Genomic DNA, 23,668 nt, shown 5'->3' with positions numbered 1-23,668 from the left:
GCCTTCAATGCGCGCGCCAGCCGGCCGCGGGCCCGTCGCACAGGGCTTCGACGCGGCGCTCGCCGCCGTCTTCGAGCGGCTCGAGATATTTCGGCGCCTTCGCGTCCCTGACCACGAAGCGCGAGCCGTCGAGGCCCGCGCCGCAGGCCGGCAAGGCGGCGAGCGGGCGCGGCGCGTCGTCGACGATCAAAAGCCCGGACGCGCCCGGGGCGACGCCGTAGTCGACGGCGTTGCGGCCGAACTCATTGCCGGCGATCTTCGCCCGCGCAGCGACCGGCCCGACCTCAATGCCCGCGGCGAAGCCGAAGATCGCGTTCCCGCTGACGAGATTGGGGCCGCGCGGCGCGGCGCCGGCGAGGCGGATCGCCGTCGCGCCCGCGCCATTGGTCGAGAAGAACACATTGCCGGCCACCACATATTGCCTCGCGCCGGCGAGCGTCACGCCCGCATAGCCGCGCCCGCGCTCGTCGCCGAACTGGTTGTTCGTGATCACGACGTCGGAGATCGGCCCGGCGACGACGACGTCCTTGAGGCCATAGCCGAATTCATTGCCGCGCACGAACAGCTGGTCGAGCTCGCCGGCGGGCTTCGGCTCGGTGACGATCCCCTGCGCGCAGCCGACGACGTCGCTGTCGACGACCCACACGCCCTGCGTCCAGTCGCCGAAAAAAACGCCGGTTCCGCAATTGACGATGCGCGCGCCCCTGATCCGGTGCGAGACGGAATAGGTCTTGCGTTCCGCCACGCCGCGAATGACGATCGCCTCGCCAACGCCGCTGCGGCCCATATAGGCCAGCGCGTCATAGTCGACGTTCGACACCCCCGAGACGACGACGCCCCGCGCCCAGAAGTTCGTCCGCGCGCCCGTAAAATCCGCGCCGACGAGCGCGACGTCGCGCAACACGCTGACCGCCCCGACCGCCGGATTGGCCTCGGCCGCCTTCAGCGTCAGGGCGATCGCCGTCGCGCCGGAGCCCTCCGTGACGAGCGTGAGATTTTCGAGCGTGAGGCTCGAATCCGGCCCGCCATAGAAAAAGCGCAGCGCGTCTTTTGTTCCGGCGAAAAGCCTGGTGCAGCCCGCGCCGCCGCCCCGAAGCGCGAGATGCGCGCCCGGCGCGATGACGACGCTGACGGTTTCGGCGAGGCGGAAGGCGCCGCAGGGCAGGCGCGCCTCGCCGCCCTGGGCGATCGCGTCGAGTTTTTCCTGAAGGTCGAACGTGGCGGCCGGCGGCTCGGCCGGCGGCTTCGCGGGCGCCTCGGCGCGCGCCGCCCCCATGAGCGCCAGAAGGGCGGCGACGAGGCGAAGCGGCGGCGCGCCGGCGGTCGCGCCGCCCCTCACCGCCTGGCCAGAACCGCGGCGAATTCGAGCCGGCCGAACGGCGTGTTGTAGACGCGCTCCACCTCGAGCGGATGCAGCCCGAGCCGGCCCGTCGCGGCGACGATGTCGCGGAAGGCCTCCGGCGTGAAATACCATGCGTGCGTGTCCGTATAGACGGAGGCCTCGGCCGTCGTCTGGTCGAAGGCCTGGCGGACGCGGGCGTCGCCCTCCGCGATCCCGATCGGCGCGCCATGTTCGCCCCGCCAGTGCGCGCCGGGATCATTATGCGTCGCCGTGATCTTGGCCCTGAGGAGATTGGCCGCGGAATGCCTGCGCCGCCCTTCGATATGGGCGCCGAGCACGTCGACAAGCGTCGCTCCGGGGTGGAAATGGTCGAAGCAGTAGCGTTTGTCGGGCACGAGCAGGAAATAGCGGCCGCCCGCCGTCAACACGCGCGCCACGTCGTTCAGATGCCGGACAAGGTCCGGCTGGTGCTCGACGCAATGCGAGCTGAACAGCTGGTCGAACGTCCGGTCGACCACCGCCATGTCGGCCTCGGGCGACACGAAGTGGATCTCCGGCGCCTCGGTGTAAGCATATTGCAGCACGGCCGCCCGACGCATCAGCGCCTCACGGTCGGCGACGTCGAAATAAGAGACGTTCCCGCCACGCAGCGCCGGCTTGCAGAAAGGCCCGATTTCGAGCGTCTGGAGGTCGCGCGGGATCGCGGCGAGGAAATGCTCGCGGTAGGCGAGCGGCGAGCCGGCGCGGCCTTCCGCCTTGCCGTGCAGGTCGAAATGACGCCGCAGCCCCGCGACGTCGAAGCCCGACAGGTCGGCGTTGGCCGCTCGGTAGAATTCGAGATCGAGCTCGGGCGGAAAGGCGGAAGCTTCCACGACGTCGTGCGTCATCGCGCATATCCTTCAGCTTCGCGCTGCGTCGCGAACGGCCGCGCGACGTTCAAGACCATGTTTTCGTTCAGGCGACGCCCACATCCGCGCGCCGTCCGTCGCACGGCTTCCTCAGCGTCGCGGCGAATTCGATCCGGCCGAAAGGCGTATTATAGACGCGTTCGACGTCGAGGCCATGCAGCGAAAGGCGCCGCAGGGCGCAGACGACGTCGCGGAACGACTCTGGCGTGAAATACCAGGCGTGGGTGTCGGCGTAGGCCGAGGCTTCGGCCGCGGTCTGGCCGAAGGCCTCGCGGATGCGGGCGTCGCCGAGCGAAAGCCCGATCGGCGCGCCATGCGAGCCGCGCCAGTGCGCGCCGGGGTCGTTGTGCGTCCTGATCAGTTTGGCCCTGAGCAGGCTTTCCGCAGAATGCCGGCGCCGGCCCTCGACATGGGCGCCGAGCGCGTCCGCAAGCGACGTCGCCGGCTGGAAATGATCGAAGCAGTAGCGCTTGTCGGGCACGAGCAGAAAATAGCGGCCGCCGGGCTTCAGGACTCTCGCCGCCTCGTTCAGATGCCGGACGAGGTCCGGCTGGTGCTCGACGCAATGCGAGCTGAACAGCTGGTCGAACGCGCGGTCGACGACCGACATGTCGGCCTGCGGCGACACGAAGTGAATCTCCGGCGCGTCGGTATAGGGGTATTGCAGCACGGCCGCCCGGCGCATCAGCGCCTCGCGGTCGGCGACGTCAAAGTAGAACACATGTTCGCCGCGCAGCAGGGGGGCGCAGAAGGGCCCGATCTCCAGCGTGTCGAGATCGCGCGGGACGGCGGCGACGAACTGCTCGCGATAGGCGAGCGGCGAGCCGGCCCGGCCTTCCGCCTTGCCATGCAGGTCGAAGTGGCGCCGCAGCCCCGCGACGTCGAAGCCCGACAGATCGGCGTGGGCTGCGCGGTAGAATTCGAAATCGAGTTCGGGCGGACCGGCCGGAGCCGCCACGGCGTCAGGAGTCATCGCGCGCATCCTCCCGGGTCGCGCCACGCTCTTGAGGGCCGCGCGACGATCAAAAACCGGCCTTGCCCTCAGGCGCCGTTGTCGAGCAGCTCCTCGTCGCAGACGATCTTCGCCGCGCGCGCGATCTCGGCGCGCACGGCCGCCGCGGCGTCCGGCGCGCTTCCGCCCGCGGCGCCAAGATAATGCTTCGAGAACAGCCGCATCACATGTGCGACGCCCTCGGGCGTCACCGAGCGCAGGTCGTCGGCGAAATAGCGGCCGCGATTGTACCAGCTCGTGATCACCTCATAGGACGGGAAATAATCCGCGTCCGCGCGGTCGCGCACGACCTCCTCGACGGCGGCGCGCAGCGCCGATTTGCTGTAGGTCGTGGCGACGACGACGTTGCGCCGCTCATAAGTCGCGACGAGCGGAACGGGCGACACGGTGAAGATGAGCTTGACGCCCGGATTGACGCCCTTGAGCCTGGCGATGAACAGCTCGAGATCGGCCTCGATCTCCGCGACCCTGAAGTTGACGAAACGATAGGCGGCCGGGTCCTGCGGCGCGTCGGCCGCCCCGGGCGCGACCGGAAACGCCGCGCCGTCGGCCGCGGCGATCCAGCCCTCGGTCAGCCCCGCCGTGAAGATGAAGACGCGGCTCTCCTCGAACACGCGCCTGACGCCGGCGAGATGCAGCCTTCGATCCTCGGCGACCTCCTCCGGCGAGCCGAAGCCGTCCGCCGCGATCTGCGGCCGGAACGGGTCGATGAAGCGCCCGTCCGAGCGCCGCCAGGCGACGTCGACGGGCTCGAACTCGCCATAGGCGCGCTGGAACAGCTGCAGCAGCTGGCGCACCGTGTAGATGTTGCCGTAGCGGGCGCTGAACACGCCATAGCCGCGCCCGGCCGCCTCGAGCGCCGACATGCCCGGCGGCGGAAGCTCCGCGTAAAAATAATTGTTCGCGTTGGCGATCAGCGTCTTGGCGAGATGCTGCGCGAAGCAGCTGCCGGCGGTGGCGATGGCGTCCGAGGGCTCGATCGCGAATTTCGGCGCCGCGACGAGATCGACCTCGGCCGGATCGCCGAAGGTCATGGCGCGGCGCCAGTAGCTCGAGTCCGGCAGGCCGGCGTAGGGGTTGTCGGCCTTGCCGGCCCGTTTTGCGACGAGCCGCTCGAGGTCGCGGTATTTCTCGCTCTCCTCGATGAAGCGCGTCGGCTGGATCTTTTCGCGAGGGGTCGCGGCGTACATTTCAAAGGAGCGCGCGATGAAGCTTTCGAGGTCGAAGACGCCCCGCGCGCATTTGAACGTGTAGTCTCCCGGAAGGCCCATGCGCGCGCCGATTTCCGGATAGAGCGGCCAGACCGAACCGTCGCCGAAGCCGTCATGCAGCCCTTTCGCGGCGTCGGGCGCGGAGATGGGGACGCCGGCCTGCGCGAGCAGCCGCGCCGCCACGTCGGCGCAGACGAACAGTTTTGGATGGTTGACCGAATAGGCGAAGCAGCCCTGCGTCTTCCATCGGGCGAGCAGGGGCGAAAGGTCCATGCGGGCGCGCTCGCCCTCCTCGACCAGCGCCCTGTCGCCGATCGCGCAATAGTCGAAATAGCCGAGGCGCTCGAAGACGGGTTCGCAGAACAGCCGCGCCGTGTCCTTGACCGAAAGCCCCCTGAGCCAGCCGTAGATGGCGAGCGCGGAATTATAGTCGTCGAGGGGCGATTGCAGGTTGCGGCCGTCGACGCCGCAATAGATCAGGTCGGGGTGGAAGCCCGGATAGTAGAAGCCCGGCGCCGGATGGATCACGCCCTTCGGCTGCGGCTGCTGCAGCAGATAGGTCTGCAAAAAGATCACGTCGGCCTCGGGGAAAGGGTCGGGCAGCCGCCCGGCGACGTGCAGGACCGTCACCTCCGCTTCGGGGACCATGGCCCTGACGCTCGGCCCCAGGCCGTGCACCGCCTGACAATTACCGCCCACTACGATTTTCATGGCCGTCCTTTGCCCGGGCGCGCGTCTTTGCGCAGAAAATCGACGCCAAAATCCGATCGAGAGAACCGAACGCCGAAATGTGTCAAGCCGGCGGCGAAGGGGAAGAAGCGCCGGGACGCGCGCAGACCTTAGCGTCGCGCCCGCCGAAAATAAACCGGCGCGCGGCTTTGACCCCTCCCCGGCCTTTTGGCTGCGCGGAGGGGGGGCGGCGAACGGGGATCGGACGGCGCGCGGTTCAGCCTTCGGGGCCCTGGCCGGGCTCCTGGCGCCGGCGCAGGCCGTAGCTCTTGAATTTCTCGACGTTTCGTTCGATTTCCGCATCGTCGAGCAGCACCGGGCGGCCGATCTGCAGCGCCGCCGCATATTGGCGCGCCAGCGTCTCGACCTCGAGCGCGAGCCACATCGCCCGGGCGAGGTCGGGGCCGGCGGCGACGAGGCCGTGATTGGCCATGAGCGCGCAGGCGCGGCCCTCCATCGCCTTCAGCGCCGCGGCCGACAACTCCGGCGTGCCGAAGGTTTCATAGTCGGCGCAGCGGATCGTCGCCCCCCCGGCGGCGGCGATCATGTAATGGGCCGCCGGAATCTCCCGCCGGCACATGGCGAAGGCGGTGCAGTAGATCGGGTGGGCGTGGACGACGGCCGAAAACTCCGCCCGCGCCTCGAGCACGTCGCGGTGCAGCCGCCATTCGGACGAGGGCGCGAGGCGGTGCGAATAGGAGCCGTCGAAGCCCATGAAGACGAGATCGTCGGGCGTCATCGCGTCATAGGGCACGCCCGAGGGCGTGACGATCAGCCCGCCCGAGAAGCGCACGGAAATATTGCCCGCCGTGCCCTGGTTGAGCCCCGAGGCGTTCATCTCGCGGCAGGCCGACACGACGCTCTGGCGCAGGGCGAATTCGCCCGGCTCGCTCACGGCGCGCCTATGGGGTCTGGCGCAGCGCCGCCGCTTCGCGCGCGAGCCGCTCCACGGCCTCGTAGTCGCCGGCCCTGATCAGCGCGGGCGCGACCATCCACGACCCGCCGACGCAGGCGACGTTCTTCAGCGCGAGATAGGCTTTGGCCTTTTCGGGGTCGATCCCGCCCGTGGGGCAGAACACGAGGTCGGGCAGCGGCCCGGCGAGCGAGGCGAGATATTTCGCCCCGCCGGCGGGCTCGGCCGGGAAGAATTTCATGCAGCGAAAGCCGCGCTCAAACAGCTCCATCGCCTCGGAGGCGGTGGCGGCGCCGGGCAAAAACGGCACGGGCGACCTGCGCGCCGCCTTGAGCAGGGAGCGCGTCATGCCGGGGCTCACGAGGAAGGTCGCGCCGGCCTCGACCGCCTGCTCCATGAGTTCGGGCGAGGTGACGGTGCCGGCTCCGATCGCGGCCTCGGGATAGGCGCGGGCGAGCATTTCGATCGCCTTCAGCGCCGCCGGGGTGCGCAGGGTGATTTCGAGCGCATGCAGCCCTCCGGCGAGCAGCGCCTTGGTCTGGGCGAGCGCGTCGGCGGCGTCGGCCACCTGCATGACGGGAATGACCGGCGCGGCCTGCATGAGGGCGAGCGTGGCGTCTGTGTGTTGGTAGCGCATGTGGCCCGTCCCCGAACTGTCAGGCTCTGTTTCTGGCGCAGCCGCCGCCGCGGACGCAAGACGCGCAGGCCGCGGCGGCGCCCGTTATTTCATCAAGCCGGCGTTCAGCCAAGGCTCGACGCGCCGAACTCGGGCCCCGTGGCGACGAGGCGGAAGGTTTGGAACAGCTCGCGGCCGTAGCCATGTTCATAGGATTCGAGATCACAGGCCGCAGGCTCCCGCGCGGAAAATTCTTCGGGCGAAACCTCGGCCTCGAGCGTTCCGGCGTGCGCGTCGAGCGTGATCATGTCGCCGTCGCGCAGGCGCGCGATCGGCCCGCCGGCCTTCGCCTCGGGAGAGAGATGGATGGCGGCGGGCACCTTGCCCGAGGCGCCCGACATGCGCCCGTCCGTCACCAGCGCGACCTGATGGCCGCGCGCCATCACCGAGGCGAGGATCGGCGTCAGCTTGTGCAGCTCCGGCATGCCGATCGCCTTGACGCCCTGGAAGCGGACGACGCAGACGAAGTCGCGATAAAGCTCGCCGGCCTTGAAGGCGGCCTCGACCTCCTCCTGCGCATGGAACACCCGCGCCGGGGCGCGCACGAAATGGCGCTCGGGCGCGACGGCGCTGATCTTGATGACCGACGCGCCCAGATTGCCGGACAGGATCTTGAGCCCGCCGTCCGCCGAAAAGGGTTCGGAAATCGGCCGCAGCACGGATTTGTCGAGGCTTTCGGCGGGCGCGTCGCGGAATTTCAGCTCGTCGCCTTCGAGATAGGGCTCCTTGGCGTAGTCGGCGAGCGGCAGGCCGGCGATGGTGCGCGAATCGGGATGCATCAGCCCCGCCTTCAGAAGCTGGCCGATGAGATAGCCCGTGCCGCCGGCGGCGGTGAAATGGTTCACGTCGGCCGAGCCGTTCGGATAGACCCGCGCGAGCAGCGGCACGACGCCCGAAAGGTCGCCGAAATCCTCGAGCGTGAGCCTGATCCCGCCGGCCCGCGCCATGGCGACGAGATGGATGACATGGTTGGTCGAGCCGCCCGTGGCGTGCAGCGCGACCACGCCGTTGACGAAGGCGCGCTCGTCGAGGATCTGCGAGGCGGGCGTGTAGTCGTTGCCGAGCGCGGTGATGGCCAGCGCGCGCCTCGCCGCCGCCGCCGTCAGCGCGTCGCGCAGCGGCGTGTTCGGATTGACGAAGGAGGAGCCCGGCAGATGCAGCCCCATCGCCTCCATCAGCATCTGGTTCGAGTTCGCCGTGCCGTAGAAGGTGCAGGTGCCGGGCGCGTGATAGGCGGCCGATTCCGCTTCGAGCAGTTCGGCGCGCGTCGCCCTGCCCTCGGCGAAGAGCTGGCGCACCTTGGATTTCTGGTCGTTCGAGATGCCTGAGGGCATCGGCCCGGCCGGCACGAAGACGATCGGCAGATGGCCATAGGCCTGCGCGGCGATGACGAGCCCGGGCACGATCTTGTCGCAGACGCCGAGCATCAGGGCGGCGTCGAACATGTCGTGGGAGAGCGCGATCGAGGCCGACAGCGCGATGACGTCGCGCGAGAACAGCGACAGCTCCATGCCGGCGCGCCCCTGGGTGACGCCGTCGCACATCGCCGGCACGCCGCCCGCGACCTGCGCCACCGCGCCCGCCTCATGCGCCGCCTTGCGGATGATCGCCGGGAAGCCCTCATAGGGCTGGTGCGCCGAGAGCATGTCGTTATAGGCGGTGACGATGGCGAGGTTCGGGACCACGTCGGCGATGAGGTCGGCCTTGTCCTGCGGCGCGCAGGCGGCGAAGCCGTGGGCGAGGTTGGCGCAGCCGAGCGCGCCGCGGCGCGGCCCCTTGCGCGCCATCGCCTCCATGCGCGCGAGATAGGCCTCGCGCGTCGGCCGGCTGCGCTCGACGATCCGCGCCGTGACGCGGGCGACTGTCTCCTGAACCATGGCGCCTCTCGAAATTCCGCGGCGTTCGCGTCGGGATTCAGGTCCCGGCGGCCCGCCTGCGCTCAGCTGGTCTCTTCATACCAGCTCCGGCCGTCGCGCTCGACGAGCGCCGTGGCCGAGGCCGGCCCCCAGGTGCCGGCGAGATAGAAACGCGGCTCGAGCGGGGCCTGGTTCCACGCCTCGCGGATCGGGTCGATCCAGGCCCAGGCGGCCTCGACTTCGTCGCGCCGCATGAACAGCGTGGCGTTGCCGCGGATCACGTCCATCAGCAGGCGCTCATAGGCCTCGGGCGCGTAGATCTGGAAGGCTTGGGCGAAATCCATGTCGAGCGGCACATGGCGCAGGCGCATGCCGCCGGCGCCGGGCTCCTTGAGCATCAGCCAGAGCTTGATGCCTTCGTCGGGCTGGAGCCGCACGACGAGCCGCGTCGGCAGGATCTTGACCTCGGGGCCGAAGATCGAATGCGGCACGTTGCGGAACGAGACGATCAGCTCGGAGACGCGCTTTGGCAGCCGCTTGCCGGTGCGCAGGTAGAAGGGCGTGCCGGCCCAGCGCCAGTTGTTCACGAAGACTTTCAGCGCGACGAAGGTCTCGACCTGCGTCTTCGGGTCGCCGACGTCCTCCGGGTAGCCCGGCACCGCGCCCGACGCCGAGGCGCCGGCGCGGTACTGGCCGCGCACGGTGCAGGATTCGTAGTTCGAGGCGTCGATCGGGGCGAGCGCCTTGAGCACCTTCAGCTTCTCGTCGCGCACGCAATCGGCCTCGAACGCCGCCGGCGCCTCCATCGCGACGAGGCAAAGGAGCTGCAACAAATGGTTCTGCACCATGTCGCGCAGGGCGCCCGAGGTCTCGTAATAGGCCCCGCGCCCCTCGACGCCGATGGTCTCGGCCACCGTGATCTCGACATGGTCGATGTGCGCGGCGTTCCACAGCGGCTCGAACAGCGCGTTGGCGAAACGCAGCGCCATCAGGTTCTGCACCGTCTCCTTGCCGAGATAATGGTCGATCCGGTAGATCTGGCTTTCGCTGAACACCGCGCCGAGCGCGTCGTTGATCTTGGCCGCCGAGGCCGCGTCCTTGCCGATCGGCTTCTCGACGATGATGCGCGAGCCTTTGGTGATGAGCCCGTAGGCCGCGAGTTGCGCCGCGACCGCGCCGAAACGGTCGGGGCCGGTGGCGAGGTAGAAGGCGCGCACCTCGTTCGACGTTTCGGGCAGCCTGTCGGCCAGGAAATTCCAGCCGGCGTCCGAGCCGATGTCGAGGCTGACATAGTCGACCATGGCGAGAAACGCCTCGACGTCGGCGTCGCGCACGGCTTCCGCCGCGAACTGGCGCAGCGCCTTCGCCACCGTGTCGCGGAAGGCCGCGCGGTCATAGTCGTGGCGCGCCGCGCCGATGATGCGCGTGCCGGCCGAATATTGCCCGTCGAGGAAGCGCCGGAACAGCGCCGGGAACAGCTTGCGATAGGCGAGGTCGCCTGTGCCGCCGAAGACGATGATATCGAAAGGATCGACTTTCACTATGCGGGAGACCATGAACAGCCCTCTCCTGCGACGCTGCGGTTTCCCGCCCCGGCTCAGGGCCTTGGCCTTGGCCGGTGCAAGAAACGATCCGCCCGGCCCGGAACCTGCCGATTCGCGCCAAGCGCTTCACCCCATGAGCGGGTTCTAGGGCTCCGGGGCGGCGGAGAAAAGGCGAAACGGCGCGCAAAGGGCGCAGACGAAAGACGCCGCGCGCCCAATTGCGCGTCAGGCGCCAGGCGCGCGGGCGCCGCCGCGCGGGAGCTTTACGCTTTGCAAGCGCCGCGCGAACCGCTAACCCTCGACGGGTCGGGCCGCGCGCCGCGGCCTTTTGCGGAGCCTTCGATGTCCCTTCTGCGCGAGCCGGCGGCGCACGCCGCGCCGATCCATTTCGTCACCGCGGCGAACTGGCCGGCGCTGCGCGAGACGCTCGACCCCGCCGCCGCGGCCCATGCGCAGGCCTGCGGCTTCGAGCCGAAGCCCGGCCATTTCCTCATCCTGCCGGGCGAGCCGCCGAGAGCGCTGTTCGCGATCGAGGCCGAAGACGCGGCGAAGGACCTGCTGCGTCCCGGCCGGCTCGCCGCGCTGCTGCCGGCGGGCCTGTGGCGCTTCGCCGACGCGCCGCATGACGCCGGGCTCGCCGCCCTCTCCTTCCTGCTCTCGGCCTATAAGTTCCGCCGCTATAAAAGCGGCGGCGCCGCCGCCGCGGCCGAGCTTTGCGCGCCCGACGGCGTCGACGCCGCCCGGATCGAGCGCGTCGCAAGCGCCGTCGCGCTCGGGCGCGACCTCATCAACACGCCGGCGAACGACCTCGGCCCGGCGGCGCTCGAAGCCGCGGCGCTCGCCTGCGCCGCGCAATATCAGGCGCAGGCCAACGTCATCCGCGGCGAGGCCCTGCTCGCGTCGGGCTTCCCGCTGATCCATGCGGTCGGGCGCGCCGCCGCCGAGCCGCCGCGCCTCGTCGATTTCTCGTGGGGCGACCCCGACGCGCCGAAGGTCACGCTGGTCGGCAAGGGCGTGTGCTTCGATTCAGGGGGGCTCGACGTCAAGCCTTCGGCCGGCATGCTGCTCATGAAGAAGGACATGGGCGGCGCAGCGACGGCGCTGGCGCTTGCCTCGATGATCATGGACGCCGCCCTGCCGCTGCGGCTGCGCGTGATCCTGCCGATCGTCGAAAACGCCATTTCGGCCGAAGCCTTCCGCCCGGGCGACGTCTATCCGAGCCGCAAGGGGCTCACCGTCGAGATCGGCAACACCGACGCCGAGGGGCGGCTCATCCTCGCCGACGCGCTGGCGCTCGCCGACGAGGAGGCGCCCGAGCTGCTCATCGACTTCGCGACGCTGACCGGCGCGGCCCGCGTCGCGCTCGGCCCCGACCTGCCGCCCTTCTACACGGCCGACGACGCCTTCGCGCAGGCCGTCGCGGACCATGCGGCGGCGGCGCAGGACCCGGTCTGGCGCATGCCGCTCTGGGACCCCTACGACGCCATGCTCGACAGCAAGGTCGCCGACCTCAACAACGTCGGCGGCGGCGCCTTCGCGGGCTCGATCACCGCGGCCCTGTTCCTGCGCCGCTTCGTCGGCCGGGCGAAGGCCTGGGCCCATTTCGACCTCTACGGCTGGACGCCCTCGGCGAAGCCCGGCAAGCCCGAAGGCGGCGAGATTCAGGCGGCGCGGCTGCTCTACGATCTCCTTGAGGCGCGTTTTCCGCCGCCGCACGGCCAGCGCGCCGCGCGCCATGTCGTCGCCCATGCGGACGAGGACGAAGACGAGCTTGGAGCCGAAGACCTGTCGCCGTGACGGCGGGGCGAGAAAAAAGGCGGGGGCGCGCGTATGGACCTTTACAGCAAGATCGTCTTCACCGTGATCGCGCTCGCCCTTTCGGCGATCGCGCTGCAGAACGCGGGCGTCCCGGTGCTGGCGCAGGGCGCCGGCCCGCAGCTCGTGCGCATCTGCGGCTTCGTCGGCGACAATGAGCGCTTCGGCGGCCATTGCGCGGCCGTCGACAAGGGCGGCGTGCTGACCGTGAGGCTCGCCAAGGACTATGAATGACGCGCCCGCCTTCGACCGCCGCCTGACGCCGGCCCGGCCCGACCTCGCCGCCGCCTTTTTGCGCGGGCGGGTCGAGGCGGCGGCCTTCGCCGAGGGCCGGCCGATGCGCGTGCGCGTCGCTCTCGCCGACCTTCGCCCCGCGCCCGACCTCGCGGCCTCGATCGACACGCAGGCGCTTTATGGCGAGACGGCGCTTCTTTATGACGCCGCCTCGGGCTTCGGCTGGGCGCAGCTCGCGCGCGACTCCTATGTCGGCTATCTGCCGATCGACGCGCTGGAGGCGCCGGCGGGCGAGCCGACGCATCGCGTCGCGGCGCCCCAGACCTTCGTCTATCCGCGGCCCGACATGAAGCGCCCGGTCCTTGCGGCGCTGACGCTCGGCGCGCGCCTTTGCGTCGCCGACGAGGCGCAGGGCTATGCGCGGCTCGCCGACGGCGGCTTCGTCTACGCCGCCCATCTCGCGCCGCTCGACGCGCCCGCGCCCGATTTCGTGGCGGTCGCCGAAACGCTGCTCGGCGCGCCCTATCTGTGGGGCGGCAAGTCGGCGCGCGGCGTCGACTGCTCGGGCCTCGTGCAGACCGCGCTCGACGCGGCGGGCGTCGGCGCCCCGCGCGACACGGACATGCAGGAGAATGCGCTGGGAACGCCCCTCGCCGACGGCGAGGCGCTGCGGCGCGGCGACCTCGTGTTCTGGCGCGGCCATGTCGGAATCATGCGCGACGAACGCCTCCTGCTGCACGCCAACGCGCGCCACATGCTCGTCGCGAGCGAGCCCTTCGCCGAGGCGCGGGCGCGGATCGCCGCCGGCGGGCTCGACGTCTCCTCGATCCGCCGGATGTTCGCGCGGCGCGGCGGAGGCGAAGCCTGAGCGGCGCGCGAAAAGACGGCCTTGCGCCTCACATTGGACTCAAAGGCCGGTCACGTTTATTTTAGACTCAGCGTCCGCGCGCGAATCGCCTCATTTTTGCGATCCTCATTTTTGGCGGCGCGCCCAACTGCGCCGCAGACGCGCAGCCCGACCCAATTCAATCCGAGACGACAAGCTGACGCCGCCGCCGCATGGACGCCGCATGGAGGCCTCGGCCCCACGCGGAGACATCGCATCATGGCCTCGACCCCCAAAAAGCCGCCAAAGACCAGAGCCGCCCCCGCGCCCCAGGACGACATCACCTGGGACATGGTGCGCGCCGAAGCCGCGCGCGCCGCAGGCGAACAGGACGACCGGCCGAAACGCGCCGTCCGCGCGAAAAACATGGCCTCGGAGCGCGACGAAATCCTGCGCCAGGAGATCCTGCGCCAGGAGGCCCCCGCAAAGCCGCGCCGCCCGGCGAAGCCCGCGGCGCCGGCCGCGGCCGTCAAGCCGGCGCAGTCGCAGGCGGAAGCGGCGGCGGTCAAGCCCGGCGTCGCCAGGCCCGCGCGGGCGCGGACCGGGGCGAGGAGCGCCGCGGCCAAAGCCGCCGAAGCCACGCCCGCAGAACGAGGGCCGGCGTCCGCGGCGAACTCCGAAGCGAAGCCCGTGGCGCGAGCCTCAGGCCCGGCCGCGACCGAAAAACCCGCGCGCGCCACGCCGGAAAAGCGCGTCCGCACGGCGGCGCCACGCAGGGCCGCCGCCGCTCCCGCCCATGCTCCCGCCGCTCCGGCGCCCGCCGCGCCGCCCGTCACGGCCGCAGCGCCCGAGCCGGCCGCGTCTGTCTCGCCCGCGCCCGAAACGCCGGCGCCGCGTCGCGCCGCCGCGCAGGCGAAACCCGGCCCGCTTCTGGGGTCGCCCGGATTTACGGCCGGCTTCGACTCGGCCGCGGGCGTCATCCTCGACTATCTGCGCAAGGCCGCCGACGACAGCCGCGCGTTCTTCGCCGATCTCGCCGCCGCGCCGTCGCCGCAGCGCGCGATCGAGCTTTGCGCCGGCTACATGCAGTCGTCCTGCATGGAGGCGCTGCGCTGCTCGATGGCGTTCGGCGCCCGCGCCTTCGCGCCGTTCTCCTCCGCGCCGTTCGCCTCCGCGCCGTTCTCCCCAGCGCCGCCGTCCGGCGCGCCTTCGCCTTTCGCATCGCCCGCCTTCGCGTCGGCCTTCGTCTGGCCGTTCGGCGCGAAAGGAGCCTGACGCGCCATGAAGGACGGCGCGGCGAAGGGACGCGCGGCGGCGTCCGGCAAATTGCCTTTCTTCACGGCGCGGCCTATCTCTGCCTGATGTCGCTTCGTCCCATCCTCATCATTCCCGACCCGCGCCTGCGGATGGTCGCCAAGCCCGTCGTCGCCGTCGACGCCGCCGTCCGCGCGCTCATGGACGACATGCTCGAAACCATGTACGACGCGCCGGGCATCGGCCTCGCCGCGCCGCAGATCGGCGTCGACAGTCGCGTGATCGTGGTCGACGTGGCCAAGCGCAGGGACGATTCCGCCCGCGCCGAGCCGCTCAGCCTCGCCAATCCGGAAATTCTCTGGGCCTCCGAGGAAACCTCGCTCTACGAGGAAGGCTGCCTCTCGATCCCCGACTATTACGAAGAGGTGACGCGCCCCGCCGCCGTGCGCGTCGGCTATCTCGACGTCGACGGCAGGCGCCGCGAGATCGAGGCCGACGGGCTGCTCGCCACCTGCCTGCAACACGAGATCGACCATCTCAACGGCGTGCTGTTCATCGACCATATCTCGCGGCTGAAGCGCGCGCGCGTGATCAAGAAATTCGAGAAGGCGGCGAAGCATGACGCGCCGGTGCGCAAGCCGCGCGCGTCGGGCCCGGCCCATGGCGCCGCCGAAGACCTTTAGGCGGCCCCCTTGCGCATCGTCTTCATGGGAACGCCGGAATTCTCCGTGCCCGTCCTCACCGAGCTTGTCGGCCATGGCCACGAGATCGCCGCCGTCTACACCCGCGCGCCAAAGCCCGCCGGGCGGCGCGGGCTCGACCTCGTGCCCTCGCCCGTGCATCAGGCGGCGCTGCGCTTCGGCCTGAGGGTCGAGACGCCGGCGAATTTCAGATCCGACGAAACGGTCGCGGCGCTCGAGGCGCTCGACGCCGAGGCGGCGGTGGTGGTCGCCTATGGGCTGATCCTGCCGAAGCGCGTGCTGGATCTCTTTCCGCACGGCTGCCTCAATCTGCACGCCTCGCTGCTGCCGCGCTGGCGCGGCGCGGCGCCGATCCAGCGCGCGATCATGGCCGGCGACGCTGAGACCGGCGTCATGGTCATGAAGATGGAGGAAGGGCTCGACACGGGGCCGGTCGGGCTCGTCGAGCGCGTCGCCATCGCGCCCGGGACCACCGCCGGCGAGCTGCACGACGCGCTTTCCCGCGCGGCGGCCGACCTCTCGGGGCGCGCGCTCGCGGCGCTCGGGCGCGGCGGGCTCGTGTTCACGCCGCAGGCCGAAGACGGCGTTCTCTACGCCGCCAAGATCGACAAGGGCGAGACCCGCGTCGACTGGCGCGAGAGCGCCGAAACGCTGCATGACCGGATCCGCGGCCTCTCCCCCTTTCCGGGGGCCTGGTTCGAGGCCGATTTCGGCAAGGGGCCCGAGCGCGTGAAGATTTTTCGCGCGACGCCGACGTCCGGCGAGGGCGCGCCGGGCCTCGCGCTCGACGCCGCGCCGACGATCGCCTGCGGGCGCGGCGCCCTGCGGCTCGAAGAACTGCAGCGCGCCGGCCGCGGCGTCATGAGCGCCGAGGAGTTTTCGCGCGGCTCGCCGCTGCCGGCGGGCGCCCGCCTGCCCTGCCCCTGAGGCGCCCGCCATGCCGCGCTTCAAGCTGACCCTCGAATATGACGGCGCCCCCTTCAGCGGCTGGCAGCGCCAGGCCAACGCCGTCTCGGTGCAGGAGGCGGTCGAGGCCGCGCTGCTCGCGCTGACCGGCGAGGACGTCCACGTGCAGGCCGCGGGGCGCACCGACGCCGGCGTCCACGCGAGCGGCCAGACGGCGCATGTCGACCTTGCGCGCGACTGGCGCTGCGACGTGCTGCGCGACGCGCTCAACGCCTGGCTGCGGCCGCAGCCCGTCGCGGCGCTCGCCGCCGAGCGCGTCGCGCCCGACTTCAACGCGCGCTTTTCGGCCGTGCGGCGGCATTATCTCTACCGCATCGTCAACCGCCGCGCGCCGCTGACGTTTGAGCGCGGGCGCGCCTGGCTGGTGCGGCGCAGGCTCGACGCTCGCGCGATGCATGACGCCGCGCAGCGCCTCGTCGGCTTCCACGACTTCTCGACCTTCCGCGATTCGGAGTGCCAGGCCAATTCGCCGCTGCGCACGCTCGAACGCTTCGACGTCTCGCGCGAGGACGACGTCATCGCCTGCCGCGTGAGCGCGCGCTCCTTCCTGCATTCGCAGGTGCGCTCGATGGTCGGCTCGCTCGAACATGTGGGCTCGGGCAGATGGCGCGCGGCCGATCTCGTCGACGCGCTCGAGGCGCGCGACCGGCGCCGCTGCGGCCAGGTCGCCCCGCCCGACGGGCTGTTTCTGACGCAGGTCGACTACTGAGGCGCGGGCCCTTCAGGCCGCCTCACCATTCATGCTCGGCGCCGACGCCGACGCGCACCGCGCCGGTCGCGTCGATCACGCCGCGCGCCTTGACCGCCTTCCAGATGTTGACGTTGACGCCGACGCCCGTCTCCTTCGGCGTCGCGCCGGTCTGCACGCCGACCGAGACCCGGTCGCCGAAGAATTTCGACAGCGGATCGACCGACCCCTGCGCGCCGAGGCCGAGCGAGCGCCGCAGCCCCTCGAGCGCGTCATTGCCGCCCGTATAGATCGCCACCGCCTGCGCCAGCATCAGCGCCTGCGTCGGCGAGAGCTGGCCCGACGCCTGGCCGAACAGCAGGCGCGAGATCACTTCGTCCTGCGGCAGGTCGGGGCTCGAGGTGAAGGCGAACTGCGGGTCGGCCGGGTCGCCCGTGATCGCGACATAGATCGAGGCGCCGCCCGCCTGGGTGTTGGCGAGGAAGTCGAGCGTCGGGTCGAGGTCGCCCGAAAAGGTCAGATTGGCCCGGGTGAAGCTCAGGTCCGTGGTCAGGACGCGCAGATTGCCCGACACCAGGCTGAAGGCGCCGACGGGCTTCGGGTCGCTCAGCGAGCCCGTGAGCCGCAGGCCGCCGCCGAGCGTCGCGTCGAGGCCGCGCCCGCGGATGCGGATGCCCCCCGGCGCGTTGATCGCGAGGTCGAGCAGCGCGTTGAACGCCGGCCCCGAGGCGCGATCGCGCTGGAGCGAGGCCAGCACCGCCCTGGCCGTCGGCGTCGGATTGAGCTGGCGGGCCGGCAGCGGCCGCAGCGAGGCCGGCAGCCGGTCGGGGATCTGGATGTTGGCCGTCGTGAAATCGACCCGCCCGCCGATGCGCGGCGCGCGCGCGAGCGGCCCCGAGAGGGCAAGGTCGAGATTGGCGACCGCCGTCACGATCGGGCCCTGCAGCAGCTGCGCGTTGCTCCCCTTGACGCGGACGTCGCCCGGAAAGCCCGCCGCCGGATCGATGCGCAGCCCGCCCGAGGCCGTGATCGTCCCGCCGTTCGGCGTGCGCGCGGAGGCGGAGTCGATGGTCACACGGTCGCCTGCGGCGACGAGCCGCGCGCGGATGTCGGCAAGGCGCACGCCATGGGTCGCGTCCTGGAACGCGCCGTTCGAGAGCGTCGCCGAGCCGAACGCCTGCGGCTTTTCGAGCGTGCCGCCGACGCGCCCGTCGACGGCGACGCGGCCGGCGACGCTGCGCCCGGCCGACGACATGGTCCGGTTGGCGACGCTGGCGTCGAGCTCTCCTTTCAGGGAGAGATCGAGCGCGCCGGCGCCGCCCATGGGGGCCGAGCCCGCGATCCTGAAGCGGCCGGCCTTTCCGGCGTCGATCGCGGCGTCGGTCGTGACGCGCCCGCCCTCGAAGCGGCCCTTCGCGTCGACGCGGATCGGCGGCAGGCCGGCGTCGCGCGTCTGCGGCGCGGCGAGCCCGGCGACGGCGAGCCTGTAGCCGCCCGTCGGCGCGGCGGCCGGGCCCGAGACGTTGGCCTCGCCGTCGAGCGTTCCGGCGAGATCGAGGCCGGGGCTGAACACATTCGCGACCGAGAGCGGGATTTTCCGCGCCTCGACCTTGAGGTCGAGCGCGCGCGCCGCGCGCCCGTTGACGAAAAGCCGTCCGCCGCTGAGGTTCAGCGCGAAATTGCGGATGTCGGCGCCCCCGTCCTGGATCGTGACCGAGGCCGGGCCCGCAAGGCTCACGCGGTCGCGCCCGCGCGTCACGTCGAGCCGCGAAAAATCGACGCGCAGCGGCGTCTGCGCCGCCACGGCCGCGCGCGCGTCGAGCGTGAAGCCGCGCGCCAGCGCCGAGAGCGTCACGTCGCTCGCCCCGTTCTGCGGCCGCGCGTCGAGCCTGACGCGCGAGATGGTCTCGCCCGCGACCTTCGCCTCGTCGATCAGGGCCTGGCCCGAAACGCGCGGGCTGCGGTAGAGGTCGGTCGCGGCAAGATCGGCCGAAACGCGGCGCAGCGTCACGTCGAAGCCCGAAATCCCCTGCCCCGCCGCCTTCAGCGTCGCGTCCTGCCGGCCGTCCTGATGCAGGAAGGCGGCGTCAAGGTCGAGCGCGCCGGAGAGCTTCTGCAGCGCCAGCGGCGAGAGGTCGTCGAGGTTCGGCGCATGGATCTTCACGCCGCCCGAGGCGAAATTTGCGGCGTCGAGCGTGAGCGCGCCCCGCGCCGTCGCCGAGCCGATCAGCAGGTCGAGGTCCTTAAGCGCATAGCCGCCTTCGGCCGGGCGCGTCAGGCTGAAGGCGCCTTTCGCCGGCTTGCGGTCGATCTCGCCGTCAAGCGTCGCCTCGGCGCTGAGCGCCCCGCGCAGGTCGCGCGCGCGCGCGTTCAGTTCGAGCCGCGGCACGGGGCGGCGCATGAGGCTCGCGTCGCGGATCAGGACGCGCGCGTCGGCGTCGGGCTTGTCGAGCGTGCCCGTGACATGGGCGTCGATCTCGGCGACGCCGCTCGCGCGCGGGTCGGCTTTGGCGAGATCGGGCACGAACGCCTGCGCCGTGAGGTCGGCGCGCGCCGGCGTCGCCGCGCCGTCGATCCGGGCCGAGGCGTGCGGCCCGTTGAGGCGAAGGTCGTTGAAGCCGACGCCGCCGTCGGCGTCGAGCCGCGCGCCGCCCTTGAGCGTGAGGTCGCCGCCAAACAGACCGTCGACGGCGGCAAGGCCCGTGGCGAAGCGGCTCGCCCTGCCGTCGAGGACGGCCGAATAGCGGTTCGAGCGCGGCGTGCCCTCGACGTCGGCGTTGAGGACGGCGGCGCCCGCGAGGTCGAGCCCGGCGAGGCCCGCAAAGCGCGAAAGGTCGGGGAAGGCGGCGTCGAGCCGGCCGTTGATCTCGGATTGCGCCGCGCGGCCCTTGAACCCCGCCGTGAGGCTCTGCGCCTTCAGCTCGAACCGCTCGACGTCGGTGACGCCGCGGATGTTGGTCTTGCCGCGCATGACGAAGGTCGCCTGCGAGCCGACGGCCTTCGCCAGCGCCGGATTGGCGAGCGCGAGATCCTTGACCGAGGCGTCGACGGAGGAGACGAGCAGGGTCGAGGTCGCGCCGATCGGGCCGTTCGGCGCGGCCTTGAAGCTGGCGTCGAGCCGTCCGAGCGAGGCGGTCGGCAGCTTCATGCGCTCGGCGGTGAGCGTCGAGTCGATGGTCGGCTGGTCGAGCGCGCCGCGCAGCGCGGCGTCGAGCGCGAGCCGGCCGATCTCGACGTCGCGCAGCTTGGTGGCCGCGCCGGCGTTGGGGATGTTCTCGGCCGTCACCGTGACGTCGGCCTGCTTGTCCTTCGAGACGTCGCCCTTGACGACGAGGCGGGCGGCGGCGGCGCGCAGCTCCACGCCGGGAATGGCGACGCTCGAATCATCGTTGAAATTGACGTTGCCGGAGAGCCTGGTGACGCCGGCGAAGACCGGGGCGGCGACGGGGGGCAGCAGCCCCGAGACTTCGGCGGCGAGGTCGAAGCCGAAGCGCCGGCCCGCGCCCTCGCGGGTCAGCGCCGCGTCGCCTTTTGCGCCGACGCCCGCGCCGGCGTCGAACAGGAGCTTGGCGGTAAAGGCGTCGAGCACGCCCGAGCCGTCGACGGTGAAGCGCACCGGCGGGCGGTTCGGAATGTTGGCGAGCTCGGAGAGGAGGCCGCCGGCCGGCTCGTCGAGATTGATCTTGAGGTCGAGCCGCTGCGTGTCCGGCACCAGGTTGAGGCGCAGGTTGAAGGTTCCGGGCCGGTCGAGGCTCTGCGCGTCGAGGAAGGCCTGAAGCCCTTCGGAGGGCGCGCCGATCTTGGCCGAGCCGCCCATCGAGAAGGCCGCCTTGACGCCGAGCACGGGCTGGCCGAGGTCGGCGCGCGCCAGCGTCAGCTGGCGGATGTCGACGCTGACCGGAAGCTCCGGCAGAAGCGGCTGCTCCTCGCCCGAGACGGGCGCCTCGGCCGGGATCGGGCGGCGCGGCATGTCGATATGGTCGACGTCGAGCTTCGTCACGTCGAGCCGGCGCTGCAGCAGCGCGAGCCAGCTCCAGACGATGCGCGCGCGGTTGACCGTGAGCCAGACGCCGTCGCGGTCGGCGATGCGGATGTCGGTCACGGTCGCGTCAGAGGTCAGCGCGCCCTGGATGTCGCCGATCGAGACGCGGCTTTCGGGCGTCGACAGCGCGCGCGAGATGAGATTGGCGAGCAGGCTTTTCTGGTCGTCGGCCGCGCGGCCCGCCGCCGAGACGAGGAGAAAGCCCGCGCCGACCGAGAGCGTGACGCCGAGCGCGGCGGCGGGAATGAGGATGAGCCTGCGCCGCGCCATCAGAAAGGCTGCCCTATGCTGACGTAGAAGACGACCGGGTAATCGCCGGAGCGCGGGTTGAGCGGCCGGGCGAAATCGACGCGGATCGGGCCGATCGGCGTATAATAGAGCACGCCGAGGCCGGCCGACATCCGCGTGTCGCCGCAGCCGCCGGACGGAAACGAATTGCAATAGGCGCCGCCGACGTCGAAGAAGGGCGCGACGCCGAAGTCGCCCCACACCTTGAGCCGCGCCTCGAGCGTGGCGTTGAAGGCGCTGAGGCCGCCGACCGTGTAGCCCTCGGCCGTGCGCGGCCCGACCGAATTGTAGCGGTAGCCGCGCACCGTGGCGAGGCCGCCGACATAGAAGCGGTAATTGGCCGGCAGCGCCTCGAGCCCGCCGTCCTGGCCGAAGATCGAGCCGAAGCCCGCGCGCGCGGCGAGCACATAGTCGGCGGCGTCGTCGATCGCGTAATAGGCCGAGCCCGTGACGCTCGCCTTGGTGAAGCCGGCCGAGCCGAACACCGACGGATAGGGCGTGACCGTCGCGCTCGCGCGGAAGCCCTGCGTGGGATTGAGCAGGTCGTCCGTGCCGTCGTAGCGCAGCGACAGCGGCACGCCGAGATAGGTATATGAGACGCGCCCGAGCGAATCGGTCGCCTCGCCCTTCTCGAACTTGATCCCGCCCTGGAGCTGCAGTTCCTCGCTGAAGCGGTAGCGCAGCGCCGTGGTGCCGCCGGCGTATTGATAGGCGTAGCCGCCGAACTCGCCGCCGCCGGCGCGGTTGAGCTCGGCCGCGCCGCTCGCCAGGAAATCGAAGCGCGAGCCATAGAGCGCGGGCTTGACGAAGCTCAGCGACACGCGCCCGCCAAGCCCCGCCTGGCTGAAGTCCTGCTCGCCGAACTGGGTGTTTCCGGTGGTGAGGCCATAAACGGTCGGCGTATAGAACACCGAGCCTTCGGCGCGCAGGCTTTCCGCCCCGCCGAACAGGTTGCGGTTTTCGTAATAGACGCTGCCGGTCGGGCCGTCGACGGTGGAATAGCCGGCGGTGAAGCCGGCGAGATTGTTCGGCCGGTCGCCGACCTCGATGAAGATCGGCAGATTGCCGGCGGCGTCGAGATGGTCGGCCTCGCGGATGCGCACCGAGCCGACCGCCGGGATCGAGGCGATCGAGCGGCGCGTGCGGGCGAGCGTGCGGGGGCTGTAGGGCTCGCCGTCCTGAAGATAGATGAAGGAGCGCACGATCGCCGGGTCGAAGCCCTGCGGCCCCTCGATCGAGACCGCGCCAAAGCCCGCCTGCGGCCCCGGATCGACCGTGAAGACCACGTCGACGAGGCCCGTCGCATGGTTGACGACCGGTTCGGGCAGCGGCGCCTTGACGAGCGGATGGGAGCGGTAGCGGAAATAGTCGACGAGCCGCGCGTTGGCGGCGCGCATGTCGGCCGCGACCGCCGGGTCGCCGGGCTTCAGCTTCAGCACCTTCTGCGCGTCGAAGTCGGGCGGCAGGGGCGTGCGGCCCGTCGCGCGCGCCGAAATCGCGTTGAGTCGGAACAGTTCGCCCGTGACCACGATGACGTCGACCGGCGCGACGGCGCGCCCGCGATAGGCGTCCGCCGCCCGCGCCAGCGCCGAAAGGTCTTCGCCGAGCAGCTTGCGCTCGACGTCGCCGACGCGGACATAGACCTTGGCGTTGTAATAGCCCTGCGCCCACAGCGCCTCGACGAGCGGCACGAAATCGGCCGAGACGCGCTGCGCCAGCGCCTCGCCGTCGGTCGGCGGGTCGAGACGCAGCCGGTACAGGACGGAGGCGTCCTGCAGCGACTGCTTGAGCCCGTCCGCCCCCTCGACGGTGAAAGTGACCTTGTAGGGCAGCGTCGTCGGGGTCGGCGCGGGCGGCTCCTCGGAGCGGAACAGGCCGAAGAAATCAAAGGCCGCGGCGGGGACGGCGGGCGCGAGCGCGGCGCCAAGCGCAAGCGCCGCCACGGCGCACGCCCGCCATGCCGCCGCGCGGACGCGGCCCGCGCGACGCTTTCGACCTGACCCTGGCTCAGCCATCAACGCTCCGAAGACTGTGCGCCGGCGGGACTGCGCGCCGGCGCCGCGGCGATCTTCGCCCGACGCGCTGTCTTAACAACACGTTCGGCCTTCTTGCGTCGGAAAGGTGAATTTTGCTCGTTCAGACGTGGTTAACCGGTCATTAACTTTCGACCTGTGGCGCCGGAGCCGCAAGCGGCGGCGCGGCGCGGCGCGGCCTCAGGCCTTGTCCTCGCCCGCCCACTGGCGCCCCTGCGTGATGAGCCGCGCGCTGCGGTCGCCGAGCACATAGATCCACAGCCAGCTCAGGGCGACGCCGAGGCGGTTGCGCACGCCGATGAGAAAATAGATGTGGATGATTCCCCACAGCCACCAGGCGAGCGAGCCGCGCACCTTGATCCAGCCGAAATCGGCGACCGCCGCCTTCTTGCCGATGGTGGCGAGGCTGCCGACATGGCGATAATGGAATGGCGCGGGCGCGGGCTTGCCGGCGAGCCGCGCCCTGATCGTCCGGGCGGCGTAGACTCCGCCCTGCTTCGCGGCCGGCGCGATGCCGGGCACGGGCTGGCCGTCAGGCCCCTTGATCGAGGCCGTGTCGCCGACCGCGAAAATCTCGGGCCGGCCCGGCACGGTGAGGTCCGGCTCGACGAGGAGCCGCCCGACGCGGTC

At 71.1% G+C, this 23,668-nt stretch carries 17 protein-coding genes and 1 pseudogene; 7 read left to right on the top strand and 11 right to left on the bottom strand.

Features of this window, described 5'->3' with window-relative positions; genetic code table 11:
• Nucleotides 1-4: 4 nt before the first annotated feature.
• The 8 genes from ACILRB_RS11885 to zwf all read right to left on the bottom strand — a co-directional run bounded on the left by ACILRB_RS11885 (nt 5) and on the right by zwf (nt 10,203).
• The gene (locus ACILRB_RS11885) at nt 5-1,339 is read right to left on the bottom strand and encodes a hypothetical protein (protein ID WP_395666503.1); all 1,335 of its coding nucleotides are present in this window, start codon (nt 1,337-1,339) and stop codon (nt 5-7) included.
• A complete protein-coding gene (locus ACILRB_RS11880; RefSeq protein WP_395666502.1) occupies nt 1,336-2,229 on the bottom strand; it encodes a methyltransferase domain-containing protein in 894 nt (297 codons plus the stop codon). Before ACILRB_RS11880 ends, ACILRB_RS11885 begins: the two co-directional genes overlap by 4 nt.
• Before the next feature lie 67 nt (nt 2,230-2,296).
• Nucleotides 2,297-3,223 (bottom strand): methyltransferase domain-containing protein, encoded by a 927-nt coding sequence (locus ACILRB_RS11875; RefSeq protein WP_395666501.1) that lies wholly within the window; start codon nt 3,221-3,223, stop codon nt 2,297-2,299.
• A gap of 68 nt (nt 3,224-3,291) precedes the next feature.
• Nucleotides 3,292-5,184, bottom strand: coding sequence for a GSCFA domain-containing protein (locus ACILRB_RS11870; protein ID WP_395666500.1), 1,893 nt, complete (start codon nt 5,182-5,184; stop codon nt 3,292-3,294).
• Nucleotides 5,185-5,419: 235 nt separating this feature from the next.
• Nucleotides 5,420-6,097, bottom strand: coding sequence for a class II aldolase/adducin family protein (locus ACILRB_RS11865; RefSeq protein WP_395666499.1), 678 nt, complete (start codon nt 6,095-6,097; stop codon nt 5,420-5,422).
• 7 nt (nt 6,098-6,104) lie between these two features.
• Entirely contained in the window at nt 6,105-6,752 is a 648-nt protein-coding gene (gene eda / locus ACILRB_RS11860; protein WP_395666498.1) for a bifunctional 4-hydroxy-2-oxoglutarate aldolase/2-dehydro-3-deoxy-phosphogluconate aldolase, read from the bottom strand.
• A 104-nt stretch (nt 6,753-6,856) separates the two neighbouring features.
• Nucleotides 6,857-8,668: a phosphogluconate dehydratase gene (edd, locus tag ACILRB_RS11855; RefSeq protein WP_395666497.1), complete on the bottom strand. Its 1,812-nt coding sequence runs from the start codon at nt 8,666-8,668 to the stop codon at nt 6,857-6,859.
• Nucleotides 8,669-8,730: 62 nt separating this feature from the next.
• Nucleotides 8,731-10,203, bottom strand: a complete 1,473-nt coding sequence (gene zwf, locus ACILRB_RS11850) for a glucose-6-phosphate dehydrogenase (RefSeq protein WP_395666496.1) — start codon at nt 10,201-10,203, stop codon at nt 8,731-8,733.
• Nucleotides 10,204-10,533: 330 nt separating this feature from the next.
• Here zwf and ACILRB_RS11845 point away from each other — a divergent pair, with 330 nt between their 5' ends.
• The 7 genes from ACILRB_RS11845 (at nt 10,534) to truA (ending at nt 16,696) form a co-directional block, all read left to right on the top strand.
• Nucleotides 10,534-11,988, top strand: a complete 1,455-nt coding sequence (locus tag ACILRB_RS11845; RefSeq protein WP_395666495.1) for a leucyl aminopeptidase family protein — start codon at nt 10,534-10,536, stop codon at nt 11,986-11,988.
• Between the two features lie 33 nt (nt 11,989-12,021).
• The gene (locus ACILRB_RS11840; protein WP_395666494.1) at nt 12,022-12,240 is read left to right on the top strand and encodes a hypothetical protein; all 219 of its coding nucleotides are present in this window, start codon (nt 12,022-12,024) and stop codon (nt 12,238-12,240) included.
• Complete coding sequence (locus ACILRB_RS11835; RefSeq protein ID WP_395666493.1) at nt 12,233-13,108, top strand: C40 family peptidase; 876 nt, start codon at nt 12,233-12,235, stop codon at nt 13,106-13,108. The genes ACILRB_RS11840 and ACILRB_RS11835 overlap by 8 nt, the downstream gene beginning before the upstream one ends.
• A gap of 237 nt (nt 13,109-13,345) precedes the next feature.
• Nucleotides 13,346-14,341 (top strand): hypothetical protein, encoded by a 996-nt coding sequence (locus tag ACILRB_RS11830; RefSeq protein ID WP_395666492.1) that lies wholly within the window; start codon nt 13,346-13,348, stop codon nt 14,339-14,341.
• 86 nt (nt 14,342-14,427) lie between these two features.
• The gene (gene def / locus ACILRB_RS11825; protein WP_395666491.1) at nt 14,428-15,003 is read left to right on the top strand and encodes a peptide deformylase; all 576 of its coding nucleotides are present in this window, start codon (nt 14,428-14,430) and stop codon (nt 15,001-15,003) included.
• Nucleotides 15,004-15,027: 24 nt separating this feature from the next.
• The gene (gene fmt / locus ACILRB_RS11820; RefSeq protein WP_395666517.1) at nt 15,028-15,948 is read left to right on the top strand and encodes a methionyl-tRNA formyltransferase; all 921 of its coding nucleotides are present in this window, start codon (nt 15,028-15,030) and stop codon (nt 15,946-15,948) included.
• A 10-nt stretch (nt 15,949-15,958) separates the two neighbouring features.
• On the top strand, nt 15,959-16,696 hold the full coding sequence (gene truA / locus ACILRB_RS11815; RefSeq protein WP_395666490.1) for a tRNA pseudouridine(38-40) synthase TruA: 738 nt from the start codon (nt 15,959-15,961) through the stop codon (nt 16,694-16,696).
• Nucleotides 16,697-16,718: 22 nt separating this feature from the next.
• Here the strand turns inward: truA and ACILRB_RS11810 are convergent, their stop codons facing one another.
• From ACILRB_RS11810 to ACILRB_RS11800, 3 genes and pseudogenes are all read right to left on the bottom strand, one after another.
• Nucleotides 16,719-20,987: a translocation/assembly module TamB domain-containing protein gene (locus ACILRB_RS11810; protein WP_395666489.1), complete on the bottom strand. Its 4,269-nt coding sequence runs from the start codon at nt 20,985-20,987 to the stop codon at nt 16,719-16,721.
• Complete coding sequence (locus ACILRB_RS11805) at nt 20,987-22,948, bottom strand: autotransporter assembly complex family protein (RefSeq protein ID WP_395666488.1); 1,962 nt, start codon at nt 22,946-22,948, stop codon at nt 20,987-20,989. The genes ACILRB_RS11810 and ACILRB_RS11805 overlap by 1 nt, the downstream gene beginning before the upstream one ends.
• A 270-nt stretch (nt 22,949-23,218) precedes the next feature.
• Nucleotides 23,219-23,668, bottom strand: a pseudogene (locus tag ACILRB_RS11800) (NAD(P)/FAD-dependent oxidoreductase); the annotation flags it as partial.

The organism is Methylocella sp. (assembly GCF_044226135.1).
Taxonomy (GTDB): domain Bacteria; phylum Pseudomonadota; class Alphaproteobacteria; order Rhizobiales; family Beijerinckiaceae; genus Methylocapsa.
The sequence above is the reverse complement of the archived record's forward strand: the minus strand, read 5'-3'. Positions and strand labels throughout refer to the sequence as shown.

Excerpts from the sequence above, each read along its gene's own strand:
- ACILRB_RS11880 (WP_395666502.1), bottom strand. The coding sequence starts at position 2,229 with ATGACGCACGACGTCGTGGAAGCTTCCGCCTTTCCGCCCGAGCTCGAT.
- ACILRB_RS11875 (WP_395666501.1), bottom strand. The coding sequence starts at position 3,223 with ATGACTCCTGACGCCGTGGCGGCTCCGGCCGGTCCGCCCGAACTCGAT.
- ACILRB_RS11870 (WP_395666500.1), bottom strand. The coding sequence starts at position 5,184 with ATGAAAATCGTAGTGGGCGGTAATTGTCAGGCGGTGCACGGCCTGGGG.
- eda (WP_395666498.1), bottom strand. The coding sequence starts at position 6,752 with ATGCGCTACCAACACACAGACGCCACGCTCGCCCTCATGCAGGCCGCG.
- edd (WP_395666497.1), bottom strand. The coding sequence starts at position 8,668 with ATGGTTCAGGAGACAGTCGCCCGCGTCACGGCGCGGATCGTCGAGCGC.
- zwf (WP_395666496.1), bottom strand. The coding sequence starts at position 10,203 with ATGGTCTCCCGCATAGTGAAAGTCGATCCTTTCGATATCATCGTCTTC.
- ACILRB_RS11845 (WP_395666495.1), top strand. The coding sequence starts at position 10,534 with ATGTCCCTTCTGCGCGAGCCGGCGGCGCACGCCGCGCCGATCCATTTC.
- ACILRB_RS11840 (WP_395666494.1), top strand. The coding sequence starts at position 12,022 with ATGGACCTTTACAGCAAGATCGTCTTCACCGTGATCGCGCTCGCCCTT.
- ACILRB_RS11835 (WP_395666493.1), top strand. The coding sequence starts at position 12,233 with ATGAATGACGCGCCCGCCTTCGACCGCCGCCTGACGCCGGCCCGGCCC.
- ACILRB_RS11830 (WP_395666492.1), top strand. The coding sequence starts at position 13,346 with ATGGCCTCGACCCCCAAAAAGCCGCCAAAGACCAGAGCCGCCCCCGCG.
- def (WP_395666491.1), top strand. The coding sequence starts at position 14,428 with ATGTCGCTTCGTCCCATCCTCATCATTCCCGACCCGCGCCTGCGGATG.
- fmt (WP_395666517.1), top strand. The coding sequence starts at position 15,028 with ATGGGAACGCCGGAATTCTCCGTGCCCGTCCTCACCGAGCTTGTCGGC.
- truA (WP_395666490.1), top strand. The coding sequence starts at position 15,959 with ATGCCGCGCTTCAAGCTGACCCTCGAATATGACGGCGCCCCCTTCAGC.
- ACILRB_RS11810 (WP_395666489.1), bottom strand. The coding sequence starts at position 20,987 with ATGGCGCGGCGCAGGCTCATCCTCATTCCCGCCGCCGCGCTCGGCGTC.